At 66.0% G+C, this 25304-nt stretch carries 20 protein-coding genes and 1 pseudogene; 14 read left to right on the forward strand and 7 right to left on the reverse strand.

The genetic code is table 11. The annotated features are described in order from the left end of the window. Positions 1-28 precede the first annotated feature (28 nt). Positions 29-661 (forward strand): cysteine hydrolase family protein, encoded by a 633-nt coding sequence (locus tag G3N58_RS20645; protein ID WP_206000062.1) that lies wholly within the window; start codon positions 29-31, stop codon positions 659-661. Between the two features lie 67 nt (positions 662-728). On the opposite strand, the gene G3N58_RS20650 is transcribed toward G3N58_RS20645, so the two are convergent. Then, entirely contained in the window at positions 729-1370 is a 642-nt protein-coding gene (locus G3N58_RS20650; protein ID WP_206000063.1) for a TetR family transcriptional regulator, read from the reverse strand. Positions 1371-1797: 427 nt separating this feature from the next. On the opposite strand from G3N58_RS20650, the gene G3N58_RS20655 reads away from it, so the two are divergent. Genes G3N58_RS20655 through G3N58_RS20665 form a run of 3 tightly spaced genes read left to right on the forward strand, consistent with a single transcriptional unit; the run spans position 1798 to position 7801 of the window. Further along, positions 1798-3039 carry an efflux RND transporter periplasmic adaptor subunit gene (locus tag G3N58_RS20655; protein ID WP_206000064.1) on the forward strand — a complete coding sequence of 414 codons (1242 nt, stop codon included), beginning with the start codon at positions 1798-1800 and terminating at the stop codon, positions 3037-3039. Positions 3040-3057: 18 nt separating this feature from the next. Then, the gene (locus G3N58_RS20660; protein WP_167040880.1) at positions 3058-6279 is read left to right on the forward strand and encodes an efflux RND transporter permease subunit; all 3222 of its coding nucleotides are present in this window, start codon (positions 3058-3060) and stop codon (positions 6277-6279) included. A 1-nt stretch (position 6280) separates the two neighbouring features. After that, positions 6281-7801: an efflux transporter outer membrane subunit gene (locus G3N58_RS20665; RefSeq protein WP_167040883.1), complete on the forward strand. Its 1521-nt coding sequence runs from the start codon at positions 6281-6283 to the stop codon at positions 7799-7801. A gap of 372 nt (positions 7802-8173) precedes the next feature. Here the strand turns inward: G3N58_RS20665 and G3N58_RS20670 are convergent, their stop codons facing one another. Beyond that, on the reverse strand, positions 8174-9583 hold the full coding sequence (locus G3N58_RS20670) for a nucleobase:cation symporter-2 family protein (protein WP_167283980.1): 1410 nt from the start codon (positions 9581-9583) through the stop codon (positions 8174-8176). 529 nt (positions 9584-10112) lie between these two features. On the opposite strand from G3N58_RS20670, the gene G3N58_RS20675 reads away from it, so the two are divergent. The 4 genes from G3N58_RS20675 (at position 10113) to fghA (ending at position 14358) form a co-directional block, all read left to right on the forward strand. After that, a complete protein-coding gene (locus G3N58_RS20675; RefSeq protein WP_206000065.1) occupies positions 10113-11771 on the forward strand; it encodes an FGGY family carbohydrate kinase in 1659 nt (552 codons plus the stop codon). A gap of 69 nt (positions 11772-11840) precedes the next feature. Then, positions 11841-12179, forward strand: coding sequence for a hypothetical protein (locus G3N58_RS20680; protein WP_206000066.1), 339 nt, complete (start codon positions 11841-11843; stop codon positions 12177-12179). A gap of 202 nt (positions 12180-12381) precedes the next feature. Then, positions 12382-13488 (forward strand): S-(hydroxymethyl)glutathione dehydrogenase/class III alcohol dehydrogenase, encoded by a 1107-nt coding sequence (locus G3N58_RS20685; protein ID WP_028197996.1) that lies wholly within the window; start codon positions 12382-12384, stop codon positions 13486-13488. A 15-nt stretch (positions 13489-13503) separates the two neighbouring features. Then, positions 13504-14358: an S-formylglutathione hydrolase gene (fghA, locus tag G3N58_RS20690; RefSeq protein WP_167040891.1), complete on the forward strand. Its 855-nt coding sequence runs from the start codon at positions 13504-13506 to the stop codon at positions 14356-14358. A 94-nt stretch (positions 14359-14452) separates the two neighbouring features. On the opposite strand, the gene G3N58_RS20695 is transcribed toward fghA, so the two are convergent. Genes G3N58_RS20695 through G3N58_RS20705 form a run of 3 tightly spaced genes read right to left on the reverse strand, consistent with a single transcriptional unit; the run spans position 14453 to position 17212 of the window. Further along, a complete protein-coding gene (locus tag G3N58_RS20695; protein ID WP_167040895.1) occupies positions 14453-15235 on the reverse strand; it encodes a metal ABC transporter permease in 783 nt (260 codons plus the stop codon). Next, entirely contained in the window at positions 15228-16241 is a 1014-nt protein-coding gene (locus tag G3N58_RS20700; RefSeq protein WP_205299320.1) for an ABC transporter ATP-binding protein, read from the reverse strand. Before G3N58_RS20700 ends, G3N58_RS20695 begins: the two co-directional genes overlap by 8 nt. Continuing rightward, positions 16238-17212: a metal ABC transporter solute-binding protein gene (locus G3N58_RS20705; RefSeq protein ID WP_206000067.1), complete on the reverse strand. Its 975-nt coding sequence runs from the start codon at positions 17210-17212 to the stop codon at positions 16238-16240. Before G3N58_RS20705 ends, G3N58_RS20700 begins: the two co-directional genes overlap by 4 nt. A 337-nt stretch (positions 17213-17549) precedes the next feature. On the opposite strand from G3N58_RS20705, the gene G3N58_RS20710 reads away from it, so the two are divergent. From G3N58_RS20710 to ugpC, 6 genes are all read left to right on the forward strand, one after another. After that, on the forward strand, positions 17550-18332 hold the full coding sequence (locus tag G3N58_RS20710) for an L-iditol 2-dehydrogenase (protein ID WP_167040900.1): 783 nt from the start codon (positions 17550-17552) through the stop codon (positions 18330-18332). 161 nt (positions 18333-18493) lie between these two features. Next, positions 18494-19816, forward strand: coding sequence for a sugar ABC transporter substrate-binding protein (locus G3N58_RS20715; protein WP_167040903.1), 1323 nt, complete (start codon positions 18494-18496; stop codon positions 19814-19816). Between the two features lie 277 nt (positions 19817-20093). After that, on the forward strand, positions 20094-21029 hold the full coding sequence (locus tag G3N58_RS20720; RefSeq protein ID WP_167283984.1) for a sugar ABC transporter permease: 936 nt from the start codon (positions 20094-20096) through the stop codon (positions 21027-21029). Continuing rightward, a complete protein-coding gene (locus tag G3N58_RS20725) occupies positions 21026-21913 on the forward strand; it encodes a carbohydrate ABC transporter permease (RefSeq protein WP_167040909.1) in 888 nt (295 codons plus the stop codon). Before G3N58_RS20720 ends, G3N58_RS20725 begins: the two co-directional genes overlap by 4 nt. A gap of 53 nt (positions 21914-21966) precedes the next feature. Next, the gene (locus G3N58_RS20730; RefSeq protein WP_241017181.1) at positions 21967-22650 is read left to right on the forward strand and encodes an HAD family phosphatase; all 684 of its coding nucleotides are present in this window, start codon (positions 21967-21969) and stop codon (positions 22648-22650) included. Between the two features lie 80 nt (positions 22651-22730). After that, positions 22731-23837, forward strand: a complete 1107-nt coding sequence (ugpC, locus tag G3N58_RS20735; RefSeq protein ID WP_167040915.1) for a sn-glycerol-3-phosphate ABC transporter ATP-binding protein UgpC — start codon at positions 22731-22733, stop codon at positions 23835-23837. A 236-nt stretch (positions 23838-24073) separates the two neighbouring features. Here the strand turns inward: ugpC and G3N58_RS20740 are convergent, their stop codons facing one another. After that, a complete protein-coding gene (locus G3N58_RS20740; protein WP_206000069.1) occupies positions 24074-25030 on the reverse strand; it encodes a sugar-binding transcriptional regulator in 957 nt (318 codons plus the stop codon). A 76-nt stretch (positions 25031-25106) separates the two neighbouring features. After that, positions 25107-25304: pseudogene (locus G3N58_RS20745) on the reverse strand (xylulokinase); the annotation flags it as partial.

Genomic DNA, 25304 nt, shown 5'->3' on the forward strand with positions numbered 1-25304 from the left:
TTTCCCATTTCCAGCAAGGAGCTTTTCCATGACCACGCCGCGCCGCGCGTTGATCGTCATCGACGTGCAGAACGAATACGTAACCGGCGAGCTGCCGATCGAATTTCCGGATGTGCAGACGTCGCTCGCCAATATCGGCCGGGCAATCGACGCGGCGCGGGCCACCGGCGTGCCGGTCGTGGTCGTGCAGAACATCGCGCCGGCGACCTCGCCGTTGTTCGCGCGCGGCAGCGCGGGAGCGGAGTTGCACACGGTGGTGACCTCGCGCGCGCACGACCACCATGTCGAGAAGTCGCTGCCGAGCGCCTTTGCCGGCACCGATCTGGCCGACTGGCTCGTCGCCCGTCAGATCGACACGCTAACCGTCACCGGCTACATGACGCACAACTGCGACGCATCGACGATCAACCACGCGGTGCATGCCGGGCTCGCGGTCGAATTCCTGCACGACGCGACGGGCTCGGTGCCGTACGAGAACAGCGCGGGTTTTGCGAGCGCGGAGGAGATTCATCGCGTGTTCAGCGTGGTGCTGCAGTCGCGCTTCGCGGCGGTGGCAAGCACGGATGCGTGGATCGCGGCGGTACAGGGCGGCGTGCCGCTCGAGCGCAGCAACATCTATGTGTCGAATCAGGCGGCGCGAGCGCGCAAGGCGCTTGCCTGAATCCCGCGGACGGCGGTGGCGGTACGCATGAATCTGCGTGCCGCATAAACCGGGTGGCTCGGGCCGCTCAGGCCACCTTTCTGCGCAACGCGGGGCTCAGGCGCAGCGCGTCGAAGATGCTTTCCACCATCTGCTGCGCGTGCGTGCCGAAATCGGTGGCGTCGGGCAGGAACAGCATGTCGCGCAGCGCGCCGCCGACGAACGAATGGACCATCGCCGCGGCGAGCTTCGTGTCGAGATCCTCGGGCAACTGTCCCTTGGAGATCGCGTTGCGCAGACCGCCTTCGATTTTCGTCAGCCCTTCGCGCATATTGGTCTGATAGCGCTCCATCATCGGCCCCATGTCCTCGACCAGCTCGCATTTCAGAAACAGGATGTCGAACACGCGGCGGCGGCGCGGGTCGTTGGCGGTGTCGCGCAGACAGACCATGCAGACTTCCACGAGACGCCCGAGCGGATCGGTTTCGTTCGGGTCGAGCGAGGCGGCCTTCAGTTCGTCGAGCGGCAGCAGCACGCGGTCGAACATCTCGTTGAACAGCTCGCTCTTGTGCGCGAAGTGCCAGTAGATCGCCCCGCGCGTGACGCCCGCGGCCTGTGCGATATCAGCCAGGGAGGTGCGCGATACGCCTTTCTCGAAAAAGACCAGTTCGGCCGCGTCGAGAATCCGGTTGCGCGTCTCCAATGCCTCTTCTTTGGTTTTTCTGGCCATATTAGGAATGACTTGCCCTGATTGCGGGGTTTCCCCGGGCTGTTTTAAGTCAGCCCGATGACAATCTGACTACTATTAAGCGAATAGCGAAGCGAACTTGCAAGTCCCCGGCCCGCAAGAGAAGTAAACGCACTTTTACATGCATTCGTGAATGTATATATAATAGCATCCCACGATTGGATAGCCCAAGCCGGGATCAACGGTTAATATCCGTCACTGTTGCCTTTCAGAACGCTGTTGCGCCGTGCCGGAAAGCGTGGCGCCGTGCGGCATTCCCGGGTTCGCACATTTCACACAGGTGCCCCTGCAGGCGCGGTTCGCATTCACGGGCTACCGGTCAAGCGTCGCAAGACGCATGTGTGCGCAGTCGTCCCCGGGGTAGGGATGCGCGCACTTTTTCTTCTCAGTCTTTGACAGAGGTTGCTCCATGCGCGTCGAACGGGTTCCATTCCGCTTAATCAGTGCCGCGACGGCTGCCATCTTGCTGGCGGCATGCGGACCAAAACAATCTGCCCCGCCGCCCCAGACGCCCGAAGTCGGCGTCGTCACCCTCCAGCCGACGACCGTGCCGGTCGTCACCGAACTCCCCGGCCGCACCAGTGCGTTCCTCGTCGCGCAAGTCCGCGCACGGGTGGACGGCATCGTGTTGCACCGCGAGTTCACGGAAGGCAGTCAGGTCAAGGCGGGTCAACGCCTCTACAAGATCGATCCGGCACCGTACATCGCCTCGCTGAATAACGCGAAGGCGTCGCTCGCGAAGGCGCAGGCGAACCTCGTGTCGACCACCGCGCAGGCCAACCGCTACAAGGTGCTGGTCGCCGCCAATGCGGTCAGCAGGCAGGACTACGACAACGCGGTTGCCGCCGAAGGCCAGGCCGCCGCCGATGTCGCCGCCGGCAAGGCCGCGGTCGACACCGCGCAGATCAACCTCGGCTATACCGACGTAACCTCGCCCGTGACCGGCCAGATCGGCGTGTCGCAGGTCACGCCGGGCGCGTACGTGCAGGCGAGCCAGGCCACGCTGATGGCGACGGTCCAGCAGCTCGATCCTGTCTACGTCGACCTCACGCAATCGAGCCTCGACGGCCTGAAGCTGCGCCGCGAAGTGCAGGAAGGGCGTCTGAAGACGAGTGGCCCGGACGCGGCCCAGGTGTCGCTCGTGCTCGAAGACGGCCGGGTCTATCCGGAGAAGGGCAAGCTGCAGTTCACCGACGTCACCGTCGACCAGAGCACCGGCTCGGTCACGGTGCGCGCCATCTTCAAGAACGCGGACCACGTGCTGCTGCCGGGCATGTTCGTGCGCGCGAAGATCGAGGAAGGCGTGAACCAGAACGCGCTCATCGTTCCGCAAATAGGCGTCACGCACGACCAGAAGGGTCAGCCTACCGCGCTCGTCGTCGATACCGACAACAAGGTCGAGCTGCGTCCGCTCGTCACCTCGGGCACGTTCGGCTCGTACTGGGTGATCGCAGACGGCCTGAAGGCCGGCGACCGCGTGATCGTCCAGGGCACCGACAAGGCGCGCCCCGGCCAGCAGGTCAAGCCCGTGCCGGCGCAACTGCCCGGCGATGCGGCTTCCGGCGCGGCCGCGCAAGGCGCGCCGGCCGCCAGCGGCGCGCAACCGGCGCAACCCGCGGCTCAACCCGCTTCCGCTGCATCGGGCGCGTAATAACAGGGAGCCCGCTTCATGGCAAAGTTCTTTATCGATCGCCCGATTTTTGCCTGGGTGATCGCCATCATCCTGATGCTCGCGGGTATCGCGTCGGTGTTCACGCTGCCGATCGCGCAATACCCGACCATCGCGCCGCCGTCCATCCAGATCAGCGCAACGTATCCGGGCGCCTCGGCAAAGACGGTGGAAAACACCGTCACGCAGGTGATCGAGCAGCAGATGAGCGGTCTCGACCACCTGCTGTACCTCGCGTCGACCTCGGACGATTCGGGCACGGCAACCATCACGCTGACGTTCGCGGCCGGCACCAACCCTGACATCGCGCAGGTGCAGGTGCAGAACAAGCTGCAGCTCGCCACGCCGCTGCTTCCGCAGGCGGTGCAGCAGCTCGGCACCAAGGTCACGAAGTCGAGCAGCAGCTTCCTGCTGGTGATGGCGTTCGTCTCGACCGACGGCAGCATGTCCAAGTACGACCTCGCGAACTACGTGGCGTCGAACATCGAAGACCCGGTCAGCCGTATCGACGGGGTCGGCACGGTGACGCTGTTCGGCTCGCAGTACGCGATGCGGATCTGGCTCGACGCGAACAAGCTGAACAACTTCTCGCTCACGCCGGTCGATGTGCAGGCCGCGCTGCAGGCGCAGAACGTGCAGGTCGCGGGCGGCGCGCTCGGCGGCACGCCGTCGGTGCCGGGCCAGGTGCTGCAGGCCACGATCACCGAGGCGACGCTGCTCAATACGCCCGAGCAGTTCGGCAACATCCTGCTGAAGGTCAATCCGGACGGCTCGCAGGTGCGTCTGCGCGACGTGTCGCACATCGAGCTCGGCGGCGAAAACTACAACTTCGACACCAAGTACAACGGCCAGCCGACGGCAGGCTTCGGTATCCAGCTCGCTACGGGCGCGAACGCGCTCGCCACCGCGAAAGCGGTGCGGGCAAAGGTCGCCGAACTGTCGAAGTACTTCCCGCACGGTCTCGTCGTCCAGTACCCGTACGACACGACGCCGTTCGTGCGCCTGTCGATCGAGGAAGTGGTCAAGACGCTGCTCGAAGGTATCGTGCTGGTGTTCCTCGTCATGTACCTGTTCCTGCAGAACCTGCGCGCCACGCTGATCCCGACGATCGCGGTGCCGGTGGTGCTGCTCGGCACGTTCGCGATCATGAGCGTGGTCGGCTTCTCGATCAACGTGCTGTCGATGTTCGGCCTCGTGCTCGCAATCGGCCTGCTGGTGGACGACGCGATCGTGGTGGTGGAAAACGTCGAGCGGGTCATGCAGGAAGAGGGCTTATCGCCTCGCGAGGCAACCCGCAAGGCGATGGACCAGATCACCGGCGCGCTCGTCGGCGTGGCGCTCGTGCTGTCGGCGGTGTTCGTGCCGGTGGCGTTCTCGGGCGGCTCGGTCGGCGCGATCTACCGGCAGTTCTCGCTGACGATCGTCGCGGCGATGGTGCTGTCCGTGCTCGTCGCGCTGATTCTGACGCCGGCGCTGTGCGCGACGATCCTCAAGCCGATTCCGAAGGGGCATCACGAAAAGGCCACCGGTTTCTTCGGCTGGTTCAACCGCACCTTCAACGCGAGCCGCGACAAGTACCACTCGGGCGTGCACCACGTGATCAAGCGCTCGGGCCGCTGGCTCATCATCTACATGGTGGTGATCTTCGCGGTGGGCCTGCTGTTCGTGCGTCTGCCGAAGTCGTTCCTGCCTGATGAAGACCAGGGCACGATGTTCGTGCTCGTGCAGACGCCGACCGGCTCGACTCAGGAAACCACGGCGCGCGCGCTGAAGGACGTGTCCGACTACCTGCTCAACGACGAGAAGGCAATCGTCGAGTCGACCTTCACGGTGAACGGCTTCAGCTTCGCCGGCCGCGGCCAGAACGCGGGTCTCGTGTTCGTGCGGATGCGGGACTACGGCGAGCGCCAGCATGCGGACCAGAAGGTGCAGGCGCTCGTGGGCCGTCTCTTCATGCACTTCAGCAGCTACAAGAACGCGCTCGTGTATCCGGTCAATCCGCCGTCGATTCCTGAACTCGGCACGGCAGCGGGCTTTGACTTCCAGCTGCAGGACCGCGCCGGTATCGGTCACGCGAAGCTGATGGAAGCGCGCAACATGCTGCTCGGTCTCGCCGCGAAGGACCCGACGCTCGCGCAGGTGCGTCCGAACGGCCTGAACGACACGCCGCAGTTCAAGGTGAACATCGACCACGAGAAGGCCGCCGCGCTTGGCGTGTCGCTCGCCGCGATCGACCAGACGTTCTCGATCGCGTGGGCGTCGCAGTACGTCAACAACTTCCTCGATACCGACGGCCGGATCAAGAAGGTGTACCTGCAGGGCGACGCGCCGTTCCGCATGAAACCGGAAGACGTGAATGCCTGGTTCGTGCGCAACAACGCCGGCACGATGGTGCCGTTCTCGGCCTTCGCGAGCACCGAGTGGACGTTCGGTTCGCCGAAGCTCGAGCGCTACAACGGTATCTCGTCGGTGGAAATCCAGGGCGCGGCCGCACCGGGCAAGTCGACCGGCCAGGCCATGGCGGCGATGGAAGCGCTCGTCACGAAGCTGCCGCCCGGCGTCGGCTACGAGTGGACGGGGCTGTCGCTGCAGGAACGCCAGTCCGGTTCGCAGGCGCCGATCCTGTACGGCATCTCGATCCTCGTCGTGTTCCTGTGTCTCGCGGCGCTGTATGAAAGCTGGTCGATCCCGTTCTCGGTGATCATGGTGGTGCCGCTCGGCGTGATCGGCGCACTGCTGGCCGCGACCTTGCGCGGGCTCGAGAACGACGTGTTCTTCCAGGTGGGTCTGTTGACCACGGTCGGCCTGTCGGCGAAGAACGCGATTCTGATCGTGGAATTCGCGCGCGAACTGCAGCAGGGCGAAGGCATGGGGCCGATCGAGGCCGCGCTCGAAGCGGCGCGTCTGCGGCTGCGCCCGATCCTGATGACCTCGCTCGCGTTCATTCTCGGCGTGCTGCCGCTCGCGATCAGTAACGGCGCGGGCTCGGCCAGCCAGCACGCGATCGGCACCGGCGTGATCGGCGGTATGTTGACGGCGACCTTCCTCGCGATCTTCATGATCCCGATGTTCTTCGTCGTGATCCGCGCGAAGTTCGGCGGCGAGAAGGAAGACCCGGACGAGGCGCTGCGCCACTACGAACAGCACCATCCGCATGAACCGCAGGGTGGCGGTTCGGCAGGCGGGTCGGCTGACCATGACTCGGGCAAGGATGGACATTGAGATGCAAAAACATTCTTTGATTGCAGTGGCGGTCGCGCTGCTCGCCGCGGGTTGCACGATGGCGCCGCACTACGAGCGCCCCGCCGCGCCCGTCACGGCGACCTTCCCGACGGGCGGCGTGTACGACACGCAGCCCGGCGCTCCGGGCGCGCGCAGCGCGAACGGCCAGGCCGCCGCCGATATCGGCTGGCGCGAGTTCTTCGTCGATCAGCGCTTGCAGCGGCTCATCGAAATCGCGCTGAAGAACAACCGCGATCTGCGTGTGTCGGTGCTGAACATGCAGGCGTCGGCCGCGCAGTACCGGATCGTGCGCGCGGGGCTGTTCCCGACGCTCAATGCCGCGGGGTCGCAAAGCCGGCAGCGCACGCCGCGCGACCTGCTGATCTCGCCCAACGGCCCGACCATTTCCAACACGTATTCGGTGGGGCTGAATGCGTCGTGGGAAATCGACTTCTTCGGGCGCGTGCAGAGCCTCAAGGACCAGGCGCTGGCGACGTATCTCGGTACGGCGCAGGCGCGCAAGGCCGCGGAAATCTCGCTGGTCTCGCAGGTCGCGAACCAGTACCTGACGCTGCTCGAACTCGACGATCTGCTGAAGGTCACGCAGGACACGCTGACGAACGCGCAGGAGTCGTACCGCATCACGAAGCTGCAGTTCGACAACGGCACGGGTTCGGAACTCGATCTGCGCCAGGCGCAAACGGTCGTCGAGACCGCGAGCGCCAATCTGCAGGCGCAGGCGCGTTTGCGGGCGCAGGCTGAAAACGCGCTCGTGCTGCTGGTCGGCGAGCCGTTGCCGGCCGATCTGCCGCCGGGCTTGCAGCTGAACGACCAGAATCTGCTCACGGACATTCCGGCGGGCTTGCCGTCCGACCTGCTCACGCGCCGTCCCGACATCATGGAGGCCGAGGAGAACCTGCTCGCGGCCAACGCGAATATCGGCGCGGCGCGCGCGGCGTTCTTCCCGAAGGTCTCGCTGACCGGCAGCTTCGGCACGCTGAGCCCGACGCTCGGCGGGCTGTTCAAGCCGGGCTCGGCGGCGTGGAGCTTCGCGCCGTCGATCACGCTGCCGATCTTCGAGGGTGGCCAGAACATCGCCAACCTCAATCTCGCCAACATCGAGAAGAACGTGCAGATCGCCACGTATGAAAAGGCGATCCAGACGGCCTTCCGCGAAGTGGCGGACGGGCTCGCGGCGCGCGGCACCTACGATCAGCAGATTCAGGCGCTCGAGCGCAACACGTCGGCCGAGCAGCGTCGCCTCGATCTGTCGAACCTGCGCTACAAGAACGGCGTCGACAGCTATCTGTCGGTGCTGACCGCGCAGACCGATCTGTATTCGTCGCAGCAGTCGCTGATTACCGCGCGCATGCAGCGCCTCGAGAACCTGGTCACGCTGTACCAGGCGCTCGGCGGCGGCTGGATCGAGCACACCGGCGACCAGCCGCGTCCCGCGGACGCGCCGGTCGACTACGGTGCGGCGAGCGCGCCGGTCGCAGCTTCGGCGGCGACGGCGGGGTGAGCGTCGGCAGTCGGTAACGTGCTGGCGCGGCGGCGCCCGGCGAAGTAGAGGGAACCGCCCACCGTTCGCGCAAGCAAGCGGCGCAGCAAACAGAAAAGCCACGGCGTGCCGTGGCTTTTCTGTTTGTGTGCGGTATCCGTCGCGACGAGAAGCCGAATGGGCTTCAAGCGAGGCGATGGCAAATCAGGTGGCAGTAGATGAGCGGGGCCGGTACTTGCTCGGCGACGCTCAAAGCACAATCCACGGTGCCCAGCGTCCTGCCATGGCGCGATTCATCGCCTGCGCCTGCGCTTGCGTCGAAGACTTCACCCACGACACGGCGAACCCAAACCGAAATCCAAACCCGAACCCGCCGCCGGCACTCACCAAAGCTCAATGCAAATCCGCCGCCCGCAGCATCTCGTTATGCGGCGGCTCGCTGCCCGCGCTCGTGTCGAGATCGTGTCCGGCGCGGCGAATCTCGCAGCGCGCCTTCTTCTCGCTCTTCACGCCGTTGAAGATCAGGTTCAGCACGACCGCCGACACCGACGCCAGCAGAATCCCGCTATGCAGCAGCGGCGACAGCGCCGGCGGCAGTTGCGAGAAGAAGTGCGGCGAGACGACCGGCACGAGCCCGAGGCCGATGCTGACCGCGACGATGAACAGGTTGTGGTGATTCTTCACGAAGTCGACGCGCGAGAGCACCTTGATGCCGTTCGCCGCGACCATGCCGAACATCACGATACCCGCGCCGCCGAGCACGAACGCCGGCACCGAGGCGACCACCTGCGCCATCTTCGGGAACAGGCCGAGCAGCACGAGGATCACGCCGCCCATCGCGCAGACGAAGCGGCTCTTCACGCCGGTCACGCCGATCAGTCCGACGTTCTGCGAAAACGACGTATGCGGGAACGAGTTGAAGATGCCGCCGATCAGCGTGCCGAGCCCGTCGACGCGCAGGCCGCGCACCAGCGTCTTCTGATCGACCGGACGATCGACCATGTCGCCGACCGCGAGGAACATGCCCGTCGATTCGATGAACGTGACGAACATGACCGTGACCATCGTCGCGATCGAGAGCGGGTCGAAGTGTGGCAGACCGAAGTGGAACGGCATCACGAAGCCGACCCACGGCGCGTGCGTGACGCCGTCCATGTTGACGCGGCCGAGCAGCAGCGCGATCACGAAGCCGGCGACGATGCCGAGCAGCACCGAGATATTGGCGACGAACCCCCGGGCAAACTTGTTGATGAGCAGGATCAGCGTCAGCACGAGCAGCGACAGGCCAAGGTAGACCGGATTGCCGTAGTCGGGATTGCCGACGCCGCCCGCCGCCCAGTTGATGCCGACTTCCATCAGCGAGAGGCCGATCACCGAAATCACGACGCCGATCACGACCGGCGGGAAGAAGCGCAGCAGCTTGCCGACCATCGGCGCGGCCAGAATGCCGATCACGCCGGCCGCGATCGTCGAGCCGAAGATGTCGAGAATGCCGAGCGAGGGATTGGTGCCGATTGCGACCATCGGCCCGACGGCCGCGAACGTGCAGCCCATGATGACGGGCAGACGGATGCCGAAGATCCACAGCCCGAGCGTCTGGATCAGCGTGGCGATGCCGCACGAGAACAGGTCGGCGCTGATCAGGAACGCGATCTGGTCTTTCGGCAGCTTGAGCGCCGCGCCGATGATGAGCGGTACCGCGACTGCGCCGGCGTACATGACCAGCACGTGCTGGATGCCGAGGGTGAGCAACTGGCCCGCGGGCAGGCGTTCGTCGCACGGGTGAACCGTGTTCGCTTGCATATCGTCTGTCTCCACCATCTGTTTTGGAATGACTCCAAGGTATCGGGGACGAAAATCCGCTACAAGACCGCGCGCGGCTATTCCGGCATTCCCGGTGACGATATGCGCGGGCCTCGTTTGAAAGCCGGATCGAAGGGCGGCGCGCGGTTTATCGTGGCTGCATCCCCGGCGGATCGGCGGCGGGCCCTGTGTGGCGGCGAGTGCGGGCAGGGTGCGCCGGCGCGCGGCACGGATGCGTCGCGCGCGGGGATATGTGTGAGAATCAATAACGTGTATCTCGCTCGCAGCATAGTCCTGTTTTGAGATGGTTCGCGGCATGGCAGGGTTAACCCGCGTTTGGCGGGTTTGCGGTGCTTGCGGGCCGTGCGCCGGACGTTGCTTCTGGCCGCGTGTTTTGCGGCGCTTGGGGGGCTGTTTCCAGTTGCGCTTCCAGCCGCGCCTCCGGCCGCGATTCTAGCCATGTTTCCAGCCGCGTTTCCTGCTTCGCTTCCAGTCCCTCCTTCATCCTTATTTCGACGTCCTCGCACCCATGAGTTTTCTCGGCATCGACCTCGGCACCGGCTCCCTTAAAGCGGCAATCGTCGACGAACACGGCCGCGAGCAGGCGGTGTCGAGCGTCGCTTATGCGTTCGATACGCCGCGCGCGGGGTGGGCCGAGATCGCGGTAGAGACGTGGTGGAGCGCGCTCGTCGAGGCGCTGGCGCGTCTGCCGCGGCATCTGCGCGACGATGTGCGGGCGATCGGCCTGTCCGGCCAGATGCACGGCGTCGTGCTGCTCGATGCGCACGGCGAGCCCGTGCGTCCCGCGCTGCTATGGCCCGACTCGCGCGCGCTCGATCTGCTCGACGCGTGGCCCGAGCCGCAGCCGAATCCGGTCGCGCCTGGCATGGCCGGTCCGCTGCTGCGCTGGATCGTGCTGCATGAGCCGCAGACCGCGCGCCGCACGCGTTGGGCGGTGCAGCCGAAAGACTGGCTGCGCGTCGCGCTCGGCGGCGCGTTCGCGACCGATCCGTCCGATGCTTGCGCGACCGCGCTCGCCAGTCCGGCCGGCGTGTGGGATGCGGCGCTGCTCGAGCGGCTCGGGATTCCGCGCGAGTGGTTCGCGCCGCTCGCGCCGTCGTATGCGGCGGCCGGTGTGCTGTCGCAGAGGGCCGCGCAGGCACTCGGCTTGCGCGCCGGCATCGTGCTCGCGACCGGCGCCGCCGATACGCCGTGCGCGGCGCTCGGCAGCGGACTCGCGCAGGACGGCGATGCGCTGCTGACCACTGGCACGGGCGGACAGATCGTCGTCCTCGCGAGCGGCGAGCCCGTGGCGGTGAAGGGGCTGCATCGCTATCGCGCGGCCAGCGATCACTGGTATCGGATGGCGGCGATGCAGAACGTCGGCATTGCGCTGGAGCGTGTGCGCGGCTGGCTGTCGTATGAGTGGGTGGATGCGTATCGCGAGGCGTTCGGTGATGCCGTTGCCGATGTGTCCGGCGCTGTATCTGGTGGTGCCGCGAACGGCAAATCCGCCGGGTCCGTCAGCGGGGCGCCCGGCGAGCCGATGAGCGCGGTATCGAGCGCGAGTTTCGGCGCGAGTGCCGACACGCCCACCGGCGCTGACCTCGGCGCTGACAGCAACGCCGCCCTCAGCGCTGCCCCCACCCGGACAACTCGCCCGGCAACCCACGGCGAATCCCGCGCATCTTCGGGCCTGACCTTCCTTCCGTACCTGACCGGTGAGCGCACGCCGTGGCTCAACCCGCAGGCGCGCGGCGGCTGGCTCGGCCTCTCGCTCGAACACACGCGCGGCGCGATGATGCGCGCCGCGTTCGAAGGCGTTGCGTTCTCGCTGCGCGCCGGGCTCGATGCGGTTCGCTCGAGCGGGGCCACGGTCACGGCGCTCAAGCTCGCGGGCGGTGGCTCGGTCGATCCACGCTGGCGTCAGCTGCTCGCCGATGCGCTCGGCGTCGAGCTGCATGCGGTCGACTGTCCGAACGCGGCACCGCGCGGTGCCGCGATACTCGGCGGCCTCGCGAGCGGTCATTGGCATGCGCGCGATCTTGCCGCGCTCGCGCCCGGCGCGACGCGCGTGGCGGGTCCGCGAGGCGATGCGGCGCTGGCGGAGCGCTATGCACGCTTCGTCGATCTGTATGGCCGCGTCGAGCCGTGGTTCGGTGGTACGACGCAGCGCGAAGCCCGGTAGCGGTAGCGGCGATGAACGCGGCGGCCGTCCCGGCGAGCACGAGGCCATGCTGCGGCAACGTGTACTGGCATGGCAAAGTACGGCGATGGGTGCTGCAACGGCGTTGCAACGAATCCTGGACGGCTAGGCAACAAGCACGGCAATGAATATTGCAAAACGCACGGCAACACACCTGGTAGCGACCGCGGCAACGACTACGGCAACACACTTGGCAACGACCGCGGCAACAAGCAACGCACGAAGCGCAGTCACCGAGCATGCTCTCGCCCCACACTTTGCAATACCATTACGCTTTTCGCGCGCCAAACCGCCGCCCGGTACGCGATGCCGCAGGACGCGACCTCGCCAATCGCGAGCCGTGCAGGCAGCAAGCAACAGCAAGCAGTAGCGAGCAACAGCAAGCAGTAGCGAGCAACAGCAAGCAAACAGCAGCAAGCAACGGCTCGCACGAGCCCGGCCGCAGCGCAAGCATGGTCCCGGCTCACGAACCAGAACACGCGGTCGAACACGAAGCAGCGCACGAACCAGAACACGCGCGCGCCGCGGCATCCCGACCCGCGACGCGCTCCGCACAATCAAACCGACTCACGGACCCACAGGAGCATTGACGATGAAGACCAAAGCAGCAATCGCATGGAAAGCCGGCGCCCCGTTGACGATCGAGGAAGTCGATCTCGAAGGTCCGCGCGCCGGTGAAGTCCTGATCGAAGTGAAGGCGACGGGCATCTGCCACACCGACTACTACACGCTGTCGGGCGCCGACCCCGAAGGCATCTTCCCGGCGATTCTCGGCCACGAAGGCGCGGGCGTGATCGTCGATGTCGGCCCCGGCGTCGGCACGCTGAAGAAGGGCGATCACGTGATTCCGCTTTACACGCCCGAATGCCGCCAGTGCAAGTTCTGTCTGTCGCGCAAGACCAACCTGTGTCAGGCGATCCGCTCGACGCAGGGCAAGGGCCTGATGCCCGACGCGACCTCGCGCTTCTCGCTCGACGGCAAGCCTTTGTTCCACTACATGGGGACGTCGACGTTCTCGAACTACATCGTCGTGCCGGAGATCGCGGTCGCGAAGGTGCGCGAGGACGCGCCGTTCGACAAGATCTGCTACATCGGCTGCGGCGTGACGACCGGCGTCGGCGCGGTCGTGTATTCGGCGAAGGTCGAGGCGGGCGCGAACGTGGTCGTGTTCGGGCTCGGCGGCATCGGCCTCAATGTGATCCAGGGCGCGAAGATGGTCGGCGCGGACAAGATCATCGGCGTCGATCTGAACCCGGGCCGCGTCGAACTGGCGAAGAAGTTCGGCATGACGCACTTCATCAACCCGAACGAAGTCGAGAACGTCGTCGATCACATCGTGCAGCTGACCGACGGCGGCGCTGACTACTCGTTCGAATGCATCGGCAATACCAAGGTGATGCGCCAGGCGCTCGAATGCACGCACAAGGGCTGGGGCCAGTCGTTCATCATCGGCGTCGCGGCGGCCGGCGAGGAGATCAGCACGCGGCCGTTCCAGCTCGTGACGGGCCGCGAGTGGAAGGGCTCGGCGTTCGGCGGCGCGCGTGGCCGCACCGACGTGCCGAAAATCGTCGACTGGTACATGGAAGGCAAGATCAATATCGACGACCTGATCACGCACCGTCTGCCGCTCGAACGCATCAACGAGGGCTTCGACCTGATGAAGAAGGGCGAGTCGATCCGTTCGGTCGTGCTGTACTAAGCGAGGAGCGCCGCGATGCTCGAACTACTCTCGTCGCACGCCATTCATGGCGGCGAGCAGCGCTTCTACCGGCACGAGTCGCGCACGATCGGTCTGCCGATGCGCTTCTCGGTCTATCTGCCGCCGCAGGCCTTGCATGAGAACGCGGGACGTGTCCCGGCGTTGTTCTATCTGGCCGGACTGACCTGCACGGAAGAAACGTTTCCGATCAAGGCCGGCGCGCAGCGCTTCGCGGCCCAGCACGGCATCGCATTGATCGCGCCGGACACGAGCCCGCGCGGCGCGAACGTGCCGGGCGAGAGCGATGCATGGGACTTCGGCGTCGGCGCGGGTTTTTACGTCGACGCGACTGCAGAGCCGTGGTCGAAGCACTACCGGATGTACTCGTATGTGCGCGACGAACTGCGCGAGACGGTCGTGAGCGAGTTGCTGGTCGATGGCGCGCGCCTCGGCATCTTCGGTCACTCGATGGGCGGGCACGGCGCGTTGATGCTCGCGCTGCGCAATCCGGACCTCTATCGGTCGGTGTCGGCGTTCGCGCCGATTGCGGCGCCGGTGCGTTGCCCATGGGGCGAAAAGGCGTTCGGCGGCTATCTCGGCAACGACCGCGAAGCGTGGCGTCAGTACGACGCGAGCGAACTGGTTGCGCAGGCATCGCACAAGTTCGCGCAAGGGATTCTCGTCGATCAGGGCCTCGCGGATCAGTTCCTGCCGACGCAGCTGAATCCCGACGTGTTCGAAGCCGCGTGCAAGGCCGCGGGTCAGCCGCTGACGTTGCGCCGTCATGCGGGTTATGACCACGGCTACTACTTCATCTCGACCTTCATCGAAGATCACCTTGAGCATCACGCGAAGGTGTTGCTCGGCTGAAAATGCCATAAAACACGGTGTGAAATGAAGAGCGGCGGCACGTGCAGAAAATGCACGTGCCGCCGTTTTCTTATGTGACCGGAGTAAGCGCCGCTCAATGCCGCTTCAGCAAACTCCCGCCATACACGAGCGCCGATAGCACCGTGATCCAGAAGCTCGTCGGCCAGTCGGTATAGAACGCGAGCGTCAAGCCGAGCCATGCCTGCGCGAGCGCGAACACGGCAGCAAGCACGAGCCCGGTGGAGAGCCGCGTGCTCAGATTCTGCGCGGCGGCGGCCGGGCCGACCATCAGCGTGAACACGAGCAGCACGCCGACGATCTGCGTGCAGGCCGCCACGGCCAGCGCGGCGATCGCGAGAAACAGCACCGACACGCGGCGCAGCGACACACCCTTCGCTTCGGCCAGTTCCGGTTGCAGCGAGGCGAACAGCAGCGGCCGCATGATGGCCGCGAGCGCCGCGAGGCTCACCACGCCGAGCGCCGCGAGCACGCCGAGCGTCGACGCATTCACGCCGAGCACGTTGCCGAACAGCAGCGCCGTCACCTGGGTCGCGTAGGCGGTGAAGAAGTGCAGAAACAGCAAGCCGAAACCGAGCGACAGCGAAAGAATCACGCCGATCGCGACGTCGCGCCCCGCCAGCCGCTCGCCGAGCGCGCCCATGCCGACGCCGGCCGCGAGCGTGAAGCCGATCATCCCCCAGATCGGCGAGATGCCGATCAGCACCGCGCCGGTCGCGCCGGTGAAGCCGACGTGCGAGAGCGCGTGGCCGGCGAAGGTCTGTCCGCGCATCACGAGGAAATAGCCGACCACGCCGGCCAGCACCGCGACGATCCCCGACGCCGCGAATGCGTTCACCATGAAATCGTATTCAAACATCGTGCTTGTGTCCGTCGCGTGAGTCGTGCGGGTTCGAATGGCCGTGCGAGGGTTTGTGCGCATGACCGTGGCCGTGGTCGTGCGAGTGAGAATGAGCGTGCGAATGTCCGCCGTCCTCGTCGTGTTCATGCTCGTGATCGTGCTTCTCGACTTCGACGCCGCCCGACATCACGAAGATGCGGCCATTAACGCGCATCACGTCGATCGGCGAGCCATAGAGGCGCGACAGTACCGGCCGCGTAATGACCTCGTCGACGGTGCCGAGCGCCGCGACGCCGCTGCCGAGATACAGCACGCGATCGATCGAGTTCAGGAGCGGATTCAGTTCGTGCGCGGAGAACAGCACCGCGATGCCGAGTTCCTGCTGCACGCGCCGCACGAGTTCGACGACGCTCTTCTGATGATGCGGATCGAGGCTGATCAACGGTTCGTCGAGCAGCAGCAGCTTCGGGTTGCCGAGCAGGCACTGCGCGAGCAGCAGCCGCTGCCGCTCGCCGCCCGACAGCTCCGACAGCGGCCGTTTGGCGAGGCCGGTTGCGCCGACCAGTTCGAGCACGCGATCGACGTCCGCGCGCGTTTTCGCATCCGCATGCGGCAGGCCCCAGCGATGACCGTCGGCGGCCATCGCGACGAAATCGCGCCCGCGCACGCGGCGGCCCGCGAGGGCGCTGCGCGTCTGCGGCATGTAGCCGATCGAGGCATTGCCGCGCTCGACCGCCTGCCCGAGCACGCGGATCGTGCCGCCCGCGGCCGGCACGAGGCCGAGCACCGCGCGCATCAGCGTCGTCTTGCCCGCGCCGTTCGGCCCGAGCACGCCGATGAACTCGCCCTGGTTCACGACGAAGCTGGTGTCGCGCAGGATCGTGCGTTCGCCGAGTTCGAGCGTCACGCGCTCGAGTTCGAGCACGGGCGTGTCGCGTCGGACGGCACCGGCGGCGGTGGTGGGTGTTCCGGGCGACGGGCCCGTTGAAGTACCCGCTGGCGCATGGCGGCCAGTCGAAGTCATGGAGTGGTTCCTTTGGCGCGTGCGCCTTGTGCCGCGTTCGTGCCGCCCGCGGCGAGCGCCTTGCCGAGCGCGTCGAGCTGCGTGAGCATCCACGTCTGATAGGTCTTGCCGGCCGGCAGCGTTTCGGTGACGCTCAGCGTCGGGACCTTCGATTGTTGCGCGAGCTTCAGCATGCGTTGGGTCAGCGCCTCGGTGGCCTGGCTGTTGTAGATCAGTACGCGCACGCGCTGGTCGCGCAGGTCGCGTTCGAATGCGGCGATATCGGCCGCGCTTGCTTCGGTGTCGTTCATCGTGGCGAGCTGGAAGCGCTGGTTGCGCATACCGAGGCCGATCGCGTCCGACATGTAGCCGAACACCGGCTCGGTCGCCGTGACCGGCAGGCCCGCATAGCGGCCGTGCAGTTCGGCGACCTTCGCGTCGATCGGCTTCAGCGAATCGAGAAACTTCGCGAGGTTCGCATCGTACGCCGACTTGTGCGCCGGGTCAGCCGCGCCGAGCGCGTCGTGGATCGCGCGCGCGACTTTCGGCATCGTCGCCGGGTCGTACCACAGGTGCGGATTGTCGCCGCCTTTCCTGCCGGTGAGGTCGGCCGCGACGATCACGGTGCGCTGCGCGCCTTTCGAAGCGGCCAGCAATTTTGCCATCCACGGATCGTAATCGGCGCCGTTGTAGACGACAAGGCTCGCATGCTGCAACGCGCGCGCGGTGGCCGGGCTCGCTTCGAACAGATGCGGGTCCTGGTCCGGATTGCTGAGGATGCTCGTCACGTCGACGCGCTCGCCGCCGAGTTGCCGCACCACGTCGCCGTAGAAATTTTCCGCCGCGACCACCGGGATTTTCGCGCCGGCCCGAGCTTCGGCGGCGAACGCGCCGTGGCCGACGGCGAGGGCGGCGAGCCCGGACGCCAGCAGATACTTCGACAGCTTCAGCGCGCGCTGCGCCCCGGTCAACATCGAGCCGATTCGTTTCATCGTGGTGTCCTGTTGCGTGAGAGTTGAATGAGCCACCTGGCGTAGCGGTGACGAAGACGCGGGGAGACGCGGCGACGCCTTCGGGCGGCAACCGCTTGCGGATCGCCGCGCAAGAGTGCGATGAGACCGAAATGATATAACGTATCGCGATTTTTGTCGTCAGGCCGTGTGGGCGGCCGCGCCGCCGCTCCTGCCGCGCTGCACCATCGAAATCTGGCGAGGCGCCTTGACATGACCCGGTCCGTATCCGATCATTCGATCACCAGAGGAGCAATTGCTCGATCAATGAGCGTTCGCTCACTGCGCAGCGGAATGCAAAACGAACCGGAGACAGGCCGTGGCGGCACGATTGCAGGACAAAGTGGCGATTCTGACGGGCGCGGCAAGCGGCATCGGCGAGGCCGTGGCCCGGCGCTATCTCGACGAGGGCGCGCGCTGCGTGCTCGTCGACCTGAAGCCCGCCGACAGTTTCGGCGCCGCGCTGCGCGCCGCGCACGGCGAGCGCGTCTTCTGCGTAAGCGCCGACGTTACGCGCCGCGACGACATCGCCCGCATCGTGGCGGCCGCGCTCGAACGCTTCGGCCAGATCGACATTCTCTTCAACAACGCGGCGCTGTTCGACATGCGCCCGCTGCTCGATGAATCCTGGGACGTGTTCGACCGGCTCTTTTCGGTCAACGTGAAGGGCATGTTCTTCCTGATGCAGGCGGTGGCGAGCCGGATGGTCGAGCAGGGCCACGGCGGCAAGATCATCAATATGTCCTCGCAGGCCGGCCGGCGCGGCGAGGCGCTCGTCTCGCATTACTGCGCGACCAAGGCGGCGGTGCTGAGCTATACGCAGTCGGCGGCGCTCGCGCTCGCGCCGCATCAGATCAATGTGAACGGCATCGCACCCGGCGTTGTCGATACGCCGATGTGGAGCGAGGTCGACGCGCTGTTCGCGCGCTACGAAAACCGGCCGCTCGGCGAGAAGAAGCGCCTCGTCGGCGAGGCGGTGCCGCTCGGCCGCATGGGCCTGCCCGACGACCTGACCGGCGCCGCGCTGTTTCTCGCCTCGGCCGATGCGGACTACATCACCGCGCAAACGCTGAACGTCGACGGCGGCAACTGGATGAGTTGAGGAACGGACCGGGAGCGGGCACCTTGCCCGCTCCCGGCGGCGCGTCACTTGGCGAAGCGAATGCGTGAAATGAACGCGCAAAGCGAACGTGCAAAGCGAACGCGCGAAACCAAAGCAGCACGACATAACGTACCCAGAACGTACCCAAAAAGGAGACAGCAATGAAACCCGCTCTCAAAACCGCGCTGAAGGCGCTGAGTGCCGGCGCGGCGACCTGCTTCGCGCTGAGCGCGTCGGCAGCGACCATCACGATCGCCACGCTGAACAATCCGGACATGATCGAGCTGAAGAAGCTCTCGCCCGCATTCGAAAAGGCGAATCCGGACATCAAGCTGAACTGGGTGATCCTCGAGGAAAACGTGCTGCGCCAGCGCGCGACGACCGACATCACGACCGGTAGCGGCCAGTTCGACGTGATGACGATCGGCGCATACGAAACGCCGCAGTGGGGCAAGCGCGGCTGGCTCGCGCCGCTCACGAACCTGCCCGCGAGCTATGACCTCGACGACGTCGTGAAGACGGCGCGCGACGGCCTCTCCGCCAACGGCCAGCTGTATGCGCTGCCGTTCTACGTCGAAAGCTCGATGACCTATTACCGCAAGGACCTGTTCGACAAGGCCGGCCTGAAGATGCCCGATCAGCCGACCTACGACCAGATCGCGCAATTCGCCGACAAGCTCACCGACAAATCGAAGGAACAGTACGGCATCTGCCTGCGCGGCAAGGCGGGCTGGGGCGAGAACATGGCGTATGCGACCACGCTCGTGAACACGTTCGGTGGCCGCTGGTTCGACGAGAAGTGGAACGCGCAACTGACCTCGCCGGAATGGAAGAAGGCGATGACGTTCTACGTCGATCTGCTGAGGAAGGACGGCCCGCCGGGAGCGAGTTCGAACGGCTTCAACGAGAACCTCACGCTGATGTCCTCGGGCAAGTGCGCGATGTGGATCGACGCGACCGTCGCGGCCGGCATGCTCTACAACAAGCAGCAGTCGCAGATCGCCGACAAGGTCGGCTTCGCCGCGGCGCCGGTCGAGGTCACGCCGAAGGGTTCGCACTGGCTGTGGGCCTGGGCGCTGGCGATTCCGAAGTCGTCGAAGCAGGCCGACGCGGCGAAGAAGTTCATTACGTGGGCGACCTCGAAGGACTACATCGGGCTGGTCGCGAAGGATGAAGGCTGGGCCTCGGTGCCGCCGGGCACGCGCCAGTCCACCTATGCGCGCCCCGAGTACCGGCAGGCCGCGCCGTTCGGCGACTTCGTGCTGAAGGCGATCCAGACGGCCGATCCCGATCATCCGACGCTCAAACCCGTGCCGTACACCGGCGTGCAGTTCGTCGGGATTCCCGAGTTCCAGTCGTTCGGCACGGTGGTCGGCCAGAGCGTGTCGGGCGCGATTGCCGGTCAGATGACGGTCGATCAGGCGCTCGCGGCCGGCAATGCCGCCGCCGATCGCGCGGTGAAGCAGGCCGGATACCAGAAGTAACGCGCGAAGCAACGCGAAGAGCAAGACGAGAAGCAACGCATCGACTCGCGCGGGCGTGGCCGCAAGCAACCGGTCCGGCGGCCCACTCCCACGTCGATCGATGCGTCACACGCCGGCCGATCCGCGTCGGCCGGCTCCCGCAGTACAGCGGGCCGTTCGCCTGCGCCGCGTTTCGTGCGGCTTACGAGGCTCACGTGGCACGCCATCGCACATGATGCCGATGACGTCCACGCGGTTCAGGCGAACGCCCCGCGCATTACCGAACAGGTGATCCATCATGCGTCCTTTGCGCCTGCCCCTCATGCAAGCTCCTCCTCAGTCCGAAAAAGAACGCGAAGCCCGCAAGGCGAATTCGGCCCGCTGGCTCGTGATGCCGTCGGTCGGCGTACTCGTGCTGTGGATGGCGATTCCGCTCGCGATGACGATCTGGTTCTCGTTCTCGCGCTACAACCTGCTGAATCCGGACCTGCGCGGTTTCGCCGGCCTCGACAATTACCGCTATCTCGCGACCGATCCGTCGTTCATCCCGTCGATCGTGCACACGATCGAGCTGATCGTCTCGGTGCTCGTCATCACGGTGGGCGGCGGCGTGCTGATGGCGGTGCTGTTCGACCGCAAGTTCTACGGCCAGGGCGTCGCGCGGCTGCTCGCGATCGCGCCGTTCTTCGTGATGCCGACCGTCTCCGCGCTGATCTGGAAGAACATGATCCTGCACCCGGTGTACGGCCTCGTCGCGCAAGCGATGCGCGCGCTCGGCATGCAGCCGGTCGACTGGTTCGCCGACTATCCGCTGACCGCGGTCATCATGATCGTCGCGTGGCAGTGGCTGCCGTTCGCGTTCCTGATCCTGTTCACGGCGATCCAGTCGCTCGACCAGGAGCAGAAGGAAGCCGCGAAGATCGACGGCGCGGGTCCGTTCTCGATGTTCTTCTACATCACGCTGCCGCATCTGAGACGCGCAATCGCGGTCGTGGTGATGATGGAGACGATCTTCCTGCTGTCGATCTTCGCCGAAATCTATACGACCACGGGCGGCGGTCCGGGCAATGCGACCACCAACCTGTCGTACCTGATCTTCTCGCTGGGCCTGCAGCAGTTCGACGTCGGTCTCGCCTCGGCGGGCGGCATTCTCGCGGTCGTGCTGGCCAATATCGTGTCGTTCTTCCTCGTGCGGATGCTCGCGAAGAACCTCAAAGGGGAGTACGAAAAATGAGCCACGCTGCTTCTACGTCCGCCTCTACGTCTGCCTCGACGACGCAGCCGGTCGCGGTGCCGACCAAATCGCCGTTCGAGACGGTGACCCGCGCCATTCCCGGCGTGATCGCCTGGCTCGTTGCGCTGCTGCTGTTCTTCCCGATCTTCTGGATGACGATCACGGCGTTCAAGACCGAGCAGCAGGCCTATTCGTCGTCGCTGTTTTTCACGCCGACGCTCGACAGCTTCCGCGAGGTGTTCGCGCGCAGCAACTACTTCTCGTTCGCGTGGAACTCGGTGCTGATCTCGGTCGGCGTCACGCTGCTGTGCCTGATTCTCGCGGTGCCGGCCGCCTATGCGATGGCCTTCTTCCCGACGCGCCGCACGCAGAAAGTGCTGCTGTGGATGCTCTCGACCAAGATGATGCCGTCGGTCGGCGTGCTGGTGCCGATCTATCTGCTGTGGAAAAACAGCGGCCTGCTCGATACGGTGTCGGGTCTCGTGATCGTCTACACGCTGATCAATCTGCCGATTGCGGTGTGGATGTCGTTCACGTACTTCGCCGAGATTCCGCGCGACATTCTCGAAGCCGGACGCATCGACGGCGCGGCGACGTGGCAGGAGATCGTCTATCTGCTGATGCCGATGTCGCTGCCGGGGCTCGCCTCGACCGCGCTGCTGCTCGTGATCCTGTCGTGGAACGAGGCGTTCTGGAGCATCAATCTGTCGAGTTCGAACGCGGCGCCGCTGACCGTGTTCATCGCCTCGTATTCGAGCCCCGAGGGCCTGTTCTGGGCCAAGCTCTCCGCTGCATCGCTGCTCGCGGTCGCGCCGATCCTGATCGTCGGCTGGCTGTCGCAGAAGCAGCTGGTGCGCGGTCTCACGTTCGGGGCGGTCAAATGACGGCAGGTGCGCAACAAGGCGCGGGCGCGTCTGTGGACACGGCGGCGGCCGGCATGCGTCAATTCGCGTTGATCTGCGATTGCGACGGCGTGCTGATCGACAGCGAAGCCGTGGCCGCGCGCATGCTCGTGCGCGAACTCGAAGCGCGCTGGCCCGGCGCCGATGTCGAAGCGGTCGTGCTGCCGCTGCTCGGCCTGCGCATCGAGCGCGTGCTGCGGGACGCAGCGGCGCGGCTCGGCAGGACGCTCGGCGCCGCCGACATCGACGCGATCCGCCGCTCGGTCGAAGCGGCGGCCGTGCAGGCGCCGGCTGTCGACGGCATCGAGGCGGCGCTCGCCCAGGTGCCGCTCGTCAAAGGCTGCGCGAGCAACAGCTACCGGCCCTATGTCGAGACGGTGCTGGCGCGCACGGGTCTCGCGCGCTTCTTCGGCGACCGCCTGTACTGTGCCGACTCGGTGCCGAATCCGAAGCCCGCGCCCGACGTCTATCTCGCGGCGGCGCGCGGCGTCGGTCTCGCGCCAGGCGCGTGCCTCGTCGTCGAAGACAGCGTGACCGGCGCGACGGCGGCGACGGCGGCGGGCATGACGGTGCTCGGCTTCGTCGGCGGCGGTCATGCGAGCGATGCGCAGATCGATCGCCTGCATGCGGCCGGCGCGCGTCACGTCTTCGACGACATGCGGCAATTGCCCGAGCTCGTCGCGCAATGGACCTTGAGCGCGACGGCGGCGGCGCCCTGAGCAACGACAGGACTTCCTGATTTAACGACTGGCAGCGGTACGCGTTACGCAGTACGGACAGCATTACACGGAGACACATCATGGCAAGCCTAACTTTGCGCAACATCAGAAAGGCCTACGACGACAACGAAGTGATGCGCGACATCAACCTCGACATCGCGGATGGCGAGTTCGTCGTGTTCGTCGGGCCGAGCGGTTGCGGCAAATCGACCCTGATGCGGATGATCGCGGGCCTCGAAGACATCACGAGCGGCGACCTGAATATCGACAACGTGCGCATGAACGAGGTGCCGCCGGCCAAGCGCGGCATCGCGATGGTGTTCCAGTCGTACGCGCTGTATCCGCACATGACGCTCTACGACAACATGGCCTTCGGCCTCAAGCTCGCGGGCGCGAAGAAGCCCGAGATCGACGCGGCCGTGCGCAATGCCGCGAAGATCCTGCATATCGACCATCTGCTCGATCGCAAGCCGAAGCAGTTGTCGGGCGGCCAGCGCCAGCGCGTCGCGATCGGCCGCGCGATCACGCGCAAGCCCAAGGTGTTCCTGTTCGACGAACCGCTGTCGAATCTCGACGCGGCGCTGCGCGTGAAGATGCGCCTCGAATTCGCGCGTCTGCACGACGAGCTGAAGACGACGATGATCTACGTGACGCACGACCAGGTCGAGGCGATGACGCTGGCCGACAAGATCGTCGTGCTGTCGGCGGGCAATCTCGAACAGGTCGGCACGCCGACGATGCTCTATCACGCGCCCGCGAATCGCTTCGTCGCGGGCTTTATCGGCTCGCCGAAAATGAACTTCATGGAAGGCGTCGTGCAGTCGGTGTCGAGCGACGGCGTGACCGTGCGCTACGAAACCGGCGAGACGCAGCGCGTCGCGGTCGATCCGGGCACGGCGAAGCAGGGCGACAAGGTGACGGTCGGCATCCGGCCCGAGCATCTGCATGTCGGCACCGAAGACGGCATCGACGCGCGCACGATGACGGTCGAATCGCTCGGCGACGCGGCGTATCTGTACGCGGAGTCGAACGTCGCGCCCGATGGCCTGATCGCGCGGATTCCGCCGCTCGAACGGCATGCGAAGGGCAACGTGCTGAAGCTCGGCGCGACGCCCGAGCATTGCCACCTGTTCGACAGCGAAGGCAAGGCGTTCCAGCGCAAGATCGTCGAGGTGCTGGCGGCGTGAGCGCGTGATTGCGCGATTGGGTGAAGGCAGGGGCGGGCGGCATGCGCGCCGCCTGCCTCGATCAGGCCGCGTGGTTCGAGCGTGACGGGCGGTGAACCTGCCCGGGCGTGGCCGCGCTCAGCTATCTGACGAAGCGCGCCCGCGAGGTATGGGTGCCGAATAAGCGCCGAACGAGTACCGAATAAGCGTCGATCAAGCCGGCGCGCGAGGCAACGGCCTCGCGCGCCGGCGTTTCCTCAAGCCTTCGACGCTTCCAGCGCGGCCCTCGCGCACAACTCGTCGGTGACGAGTCCCGACAACCAGCCCCCCTTGAGCACCGCGATCAACGCCTCGCGCTTGCGCTCGCCGCCCGCGAAGCCGATGGTCGGGCGGCGCGGCGGCGCGTCGAGCACGATGCTCGTCACGCGCCGGCCGGTCGGCGATTCGACGTGCGCGCCGGCTGCATCGATCGGCAAGCCGAGCATTTCGGCGATCGCGTGGTTCTGCATCAACTCCTTCACTTCCGCCGACGTGATGAAGCCGTCCTCGTGCAACGGGCAGTTGAGGCCGATATTACCGATGCCGACGAACGCGACGTCGGCCTGCGCGGACAGCGATTCGACGACCCGATACAGCCGGTGATTGCACCACTGCGCGCGCTCGGCCTCGCTGTCGGCGAGCAGCGGCGCGGGCAGCAGGAAATGCTTGCCGCCCGTTTTCTCGGAAATGCGCAGCGCGACGTCGTAGCGGTTCGAGGAGCCGTCCTGGGCGATCGCCCCGACCATCGACACGAGCCGGTGCTGCGGACGGTCCAGTTGCGCGATCTGATCGACCGCGGCCTTCAGCGTGCGGCCGCTGCCGACCGCGACGACCATCGGCTTTTCCGCGTTCAGATAGCGTTCCATGACCTGCGCGCCGGCCACGGCGAGCTTGCGGTCGACTTCCTCGGAGGTGTCGCCGTCGATCGGCACGACTTCGCAGAGATCGAGCCCGTAGCGCTTCGACAGCTGATCGGCGAGCGACAGGCAATCGGCCAGTTGATGATCGACGCGCACGCGGATCAGGTTCTTTTCGACCGCGAACGCGACGAGCCGCTGCGCGACCGGCCGCGAGACCTGCAGCTTCTCGGCAATTTCGTTCTGCGTATTGCCGGCGACGTAGTAAAGCCAGGCGGCGCGTGTGGCGAGATCGAGTTTTTCGGTGGACTTGGGCACGATGGGTTTCGCTGGAAGTGTGCCGATGAAAGCGGCCGGCTCCGCTGCTGCGCGGATGCCGGCCGGCTGGAGCGCTTCAGGCGAGCGGCGCGCGCGCGGGATCGAACAGCGGCCGCACGTGGCGGTAGAGCGCGCGATACGCGTCGAGCCGCGTGCGCAATTGCGCGTGACGCTGCGGATTCGGCGTGAACTGCTTTTCGACGGGCGGCTTGGTCAGCACCGTGGCCGGGTCGCCGCCGGCGGCGAGCCAGCCGAGACGGGCCGCGCCGAGCGC

Origin of the sequence: Paraburkholderia sp. Ac-20342 (assembly GCF_017104985.1) — a bacterium.
GTDB lineage: Bacteria > Pseudomonadota > Gammaproteobacteria > Burkholderiales > Burkholderiaceae > Paraburkholderia.

Bases quoted from the DNA above. Each gene is read 5' to 3' on its own strand.
- G3N58_RS20715 (WP_167040903.1), top strand. From the start codon at position 18,494: ATGAAACCCGCTCTCAAAACCGCGCTGAAGGCGCTGAGTGCCGGCGCG.
- G3N58_RS20695 (WP_167040895.1), bottom strand. From the start codon at position 15,235: ATGTTTGAATACGATTTCATGGTGAACGCATTCGCGGCGTCGGGGATC.
- G3N58_RS20700 (WP_205299320.1), bottom strand. From the start codon at position 16,241: ATGACTTCGACTGGCCGCCATGCGCCAGCGGGTACTTCAACGGGCCCG.
- G3N58_RS20670 (WP_167283980.1), bottom strand. From the start codon at position 9,583: ATGCAAGCGAACACGGTTCACCCGTGCGACGAACGCCTGCCCGCGGGC.
- G3N58_RS20705 (WP_206000067.1), bottom strand. From the start codon at position 17,212: ATGAAACGAATCGGCTCGATGTTGACCGGGGCGCAGCGCGCGCTGAAG.
- G3N58_RS20725 (WP_167040909.1), top strand. From the start codon at position 21,026: ATGAGCCACGCTGCTTCTACGTCCGCCTCTACGTCTGCCTCGACGACG.
- G3N58_RS20665 (WP_167040883.1), top strand. From the start codon at position 6,281: ATGCAAAAACATTCTTTGATTGCAGTGGCGGTCGCGCTGCTCGCCGCG.
- ugpC (WP_167040915.1), top strand. From the start codon at position 22,731: ATGGCAAGCCTAACTTTGCGCAACATCAGAAAGGCCTACGACGACAAC.
- fghA (WP_167040891.1), top strand. From the start codon at position 13,504: ATGCTCGAACTACTCTCGTCGCACGCCATTCATGGCGGCGAGCAGCGC.
- G3N58_RS20730 (WP_241017181.1), top strand. From the start codon at position 21,967: ATGCGTCAATTCGCGTTGATCTGCGATTGCGACGGCGTGCTGATCGAC.
- G3N58_RS20660 (WP_167040880.1), top strand. From the start codon at position 3,058: ATGGCAAAGTTCTTTATCGATCGCCCGATTTTTGCCTGGGTGATCGCC.
- G3N58_RS20675 (WP_206000065.1), top strand. From the start codon at position 10,113: ATGAGTTTTCTCGGCATCGACCTCGGCACCGGCTCCCTTAAAGCGGCA.
- G3N58_RS20680 (WP_206000066.1), top strand. From the start codon at position 11,841: ATGGCAAAGTACGGCGATGGGTGCTGCAACGGCGTTGCAACGAATCCT.
- G3N58_RS20720 (WP_167283984.1), top strand. From the start codon at position 20,094: ATGCGTCCTTTGCGCCTGCCCCTCATGCAAGCTCCTCCTCAGTCCGAA.
- G3N58_RS20655 (WP_206000064.1), top strand. From the start codon at position 1,798: ATGCGCGTCGAACGGGTTCCATTCCGCTTAATCAGTGCCGCGACGGCT.
- G3N58_RS20650 (WP_206000063.1), bottom strand. From the start codon at position 1,370: ATGGCCAGAAAAACCAAAGAAGAGGCATTGGAGACGCGCAACCGGATT.
- G3N58_RS20685 (WP_028197996.1), top strand. From the start codon at position 12,382: ATGAAGACCAAAGCAGCAATCGCATGGAAAGCCGGCGCCCCGTTGACG.
- G3N58_RS20645 (WP_206000062.1), top strand. From the start codon at position 29: ATGACCACGCCGCGCCGCGCGTTGATCGTCATCGACGTGCAGAACGAA.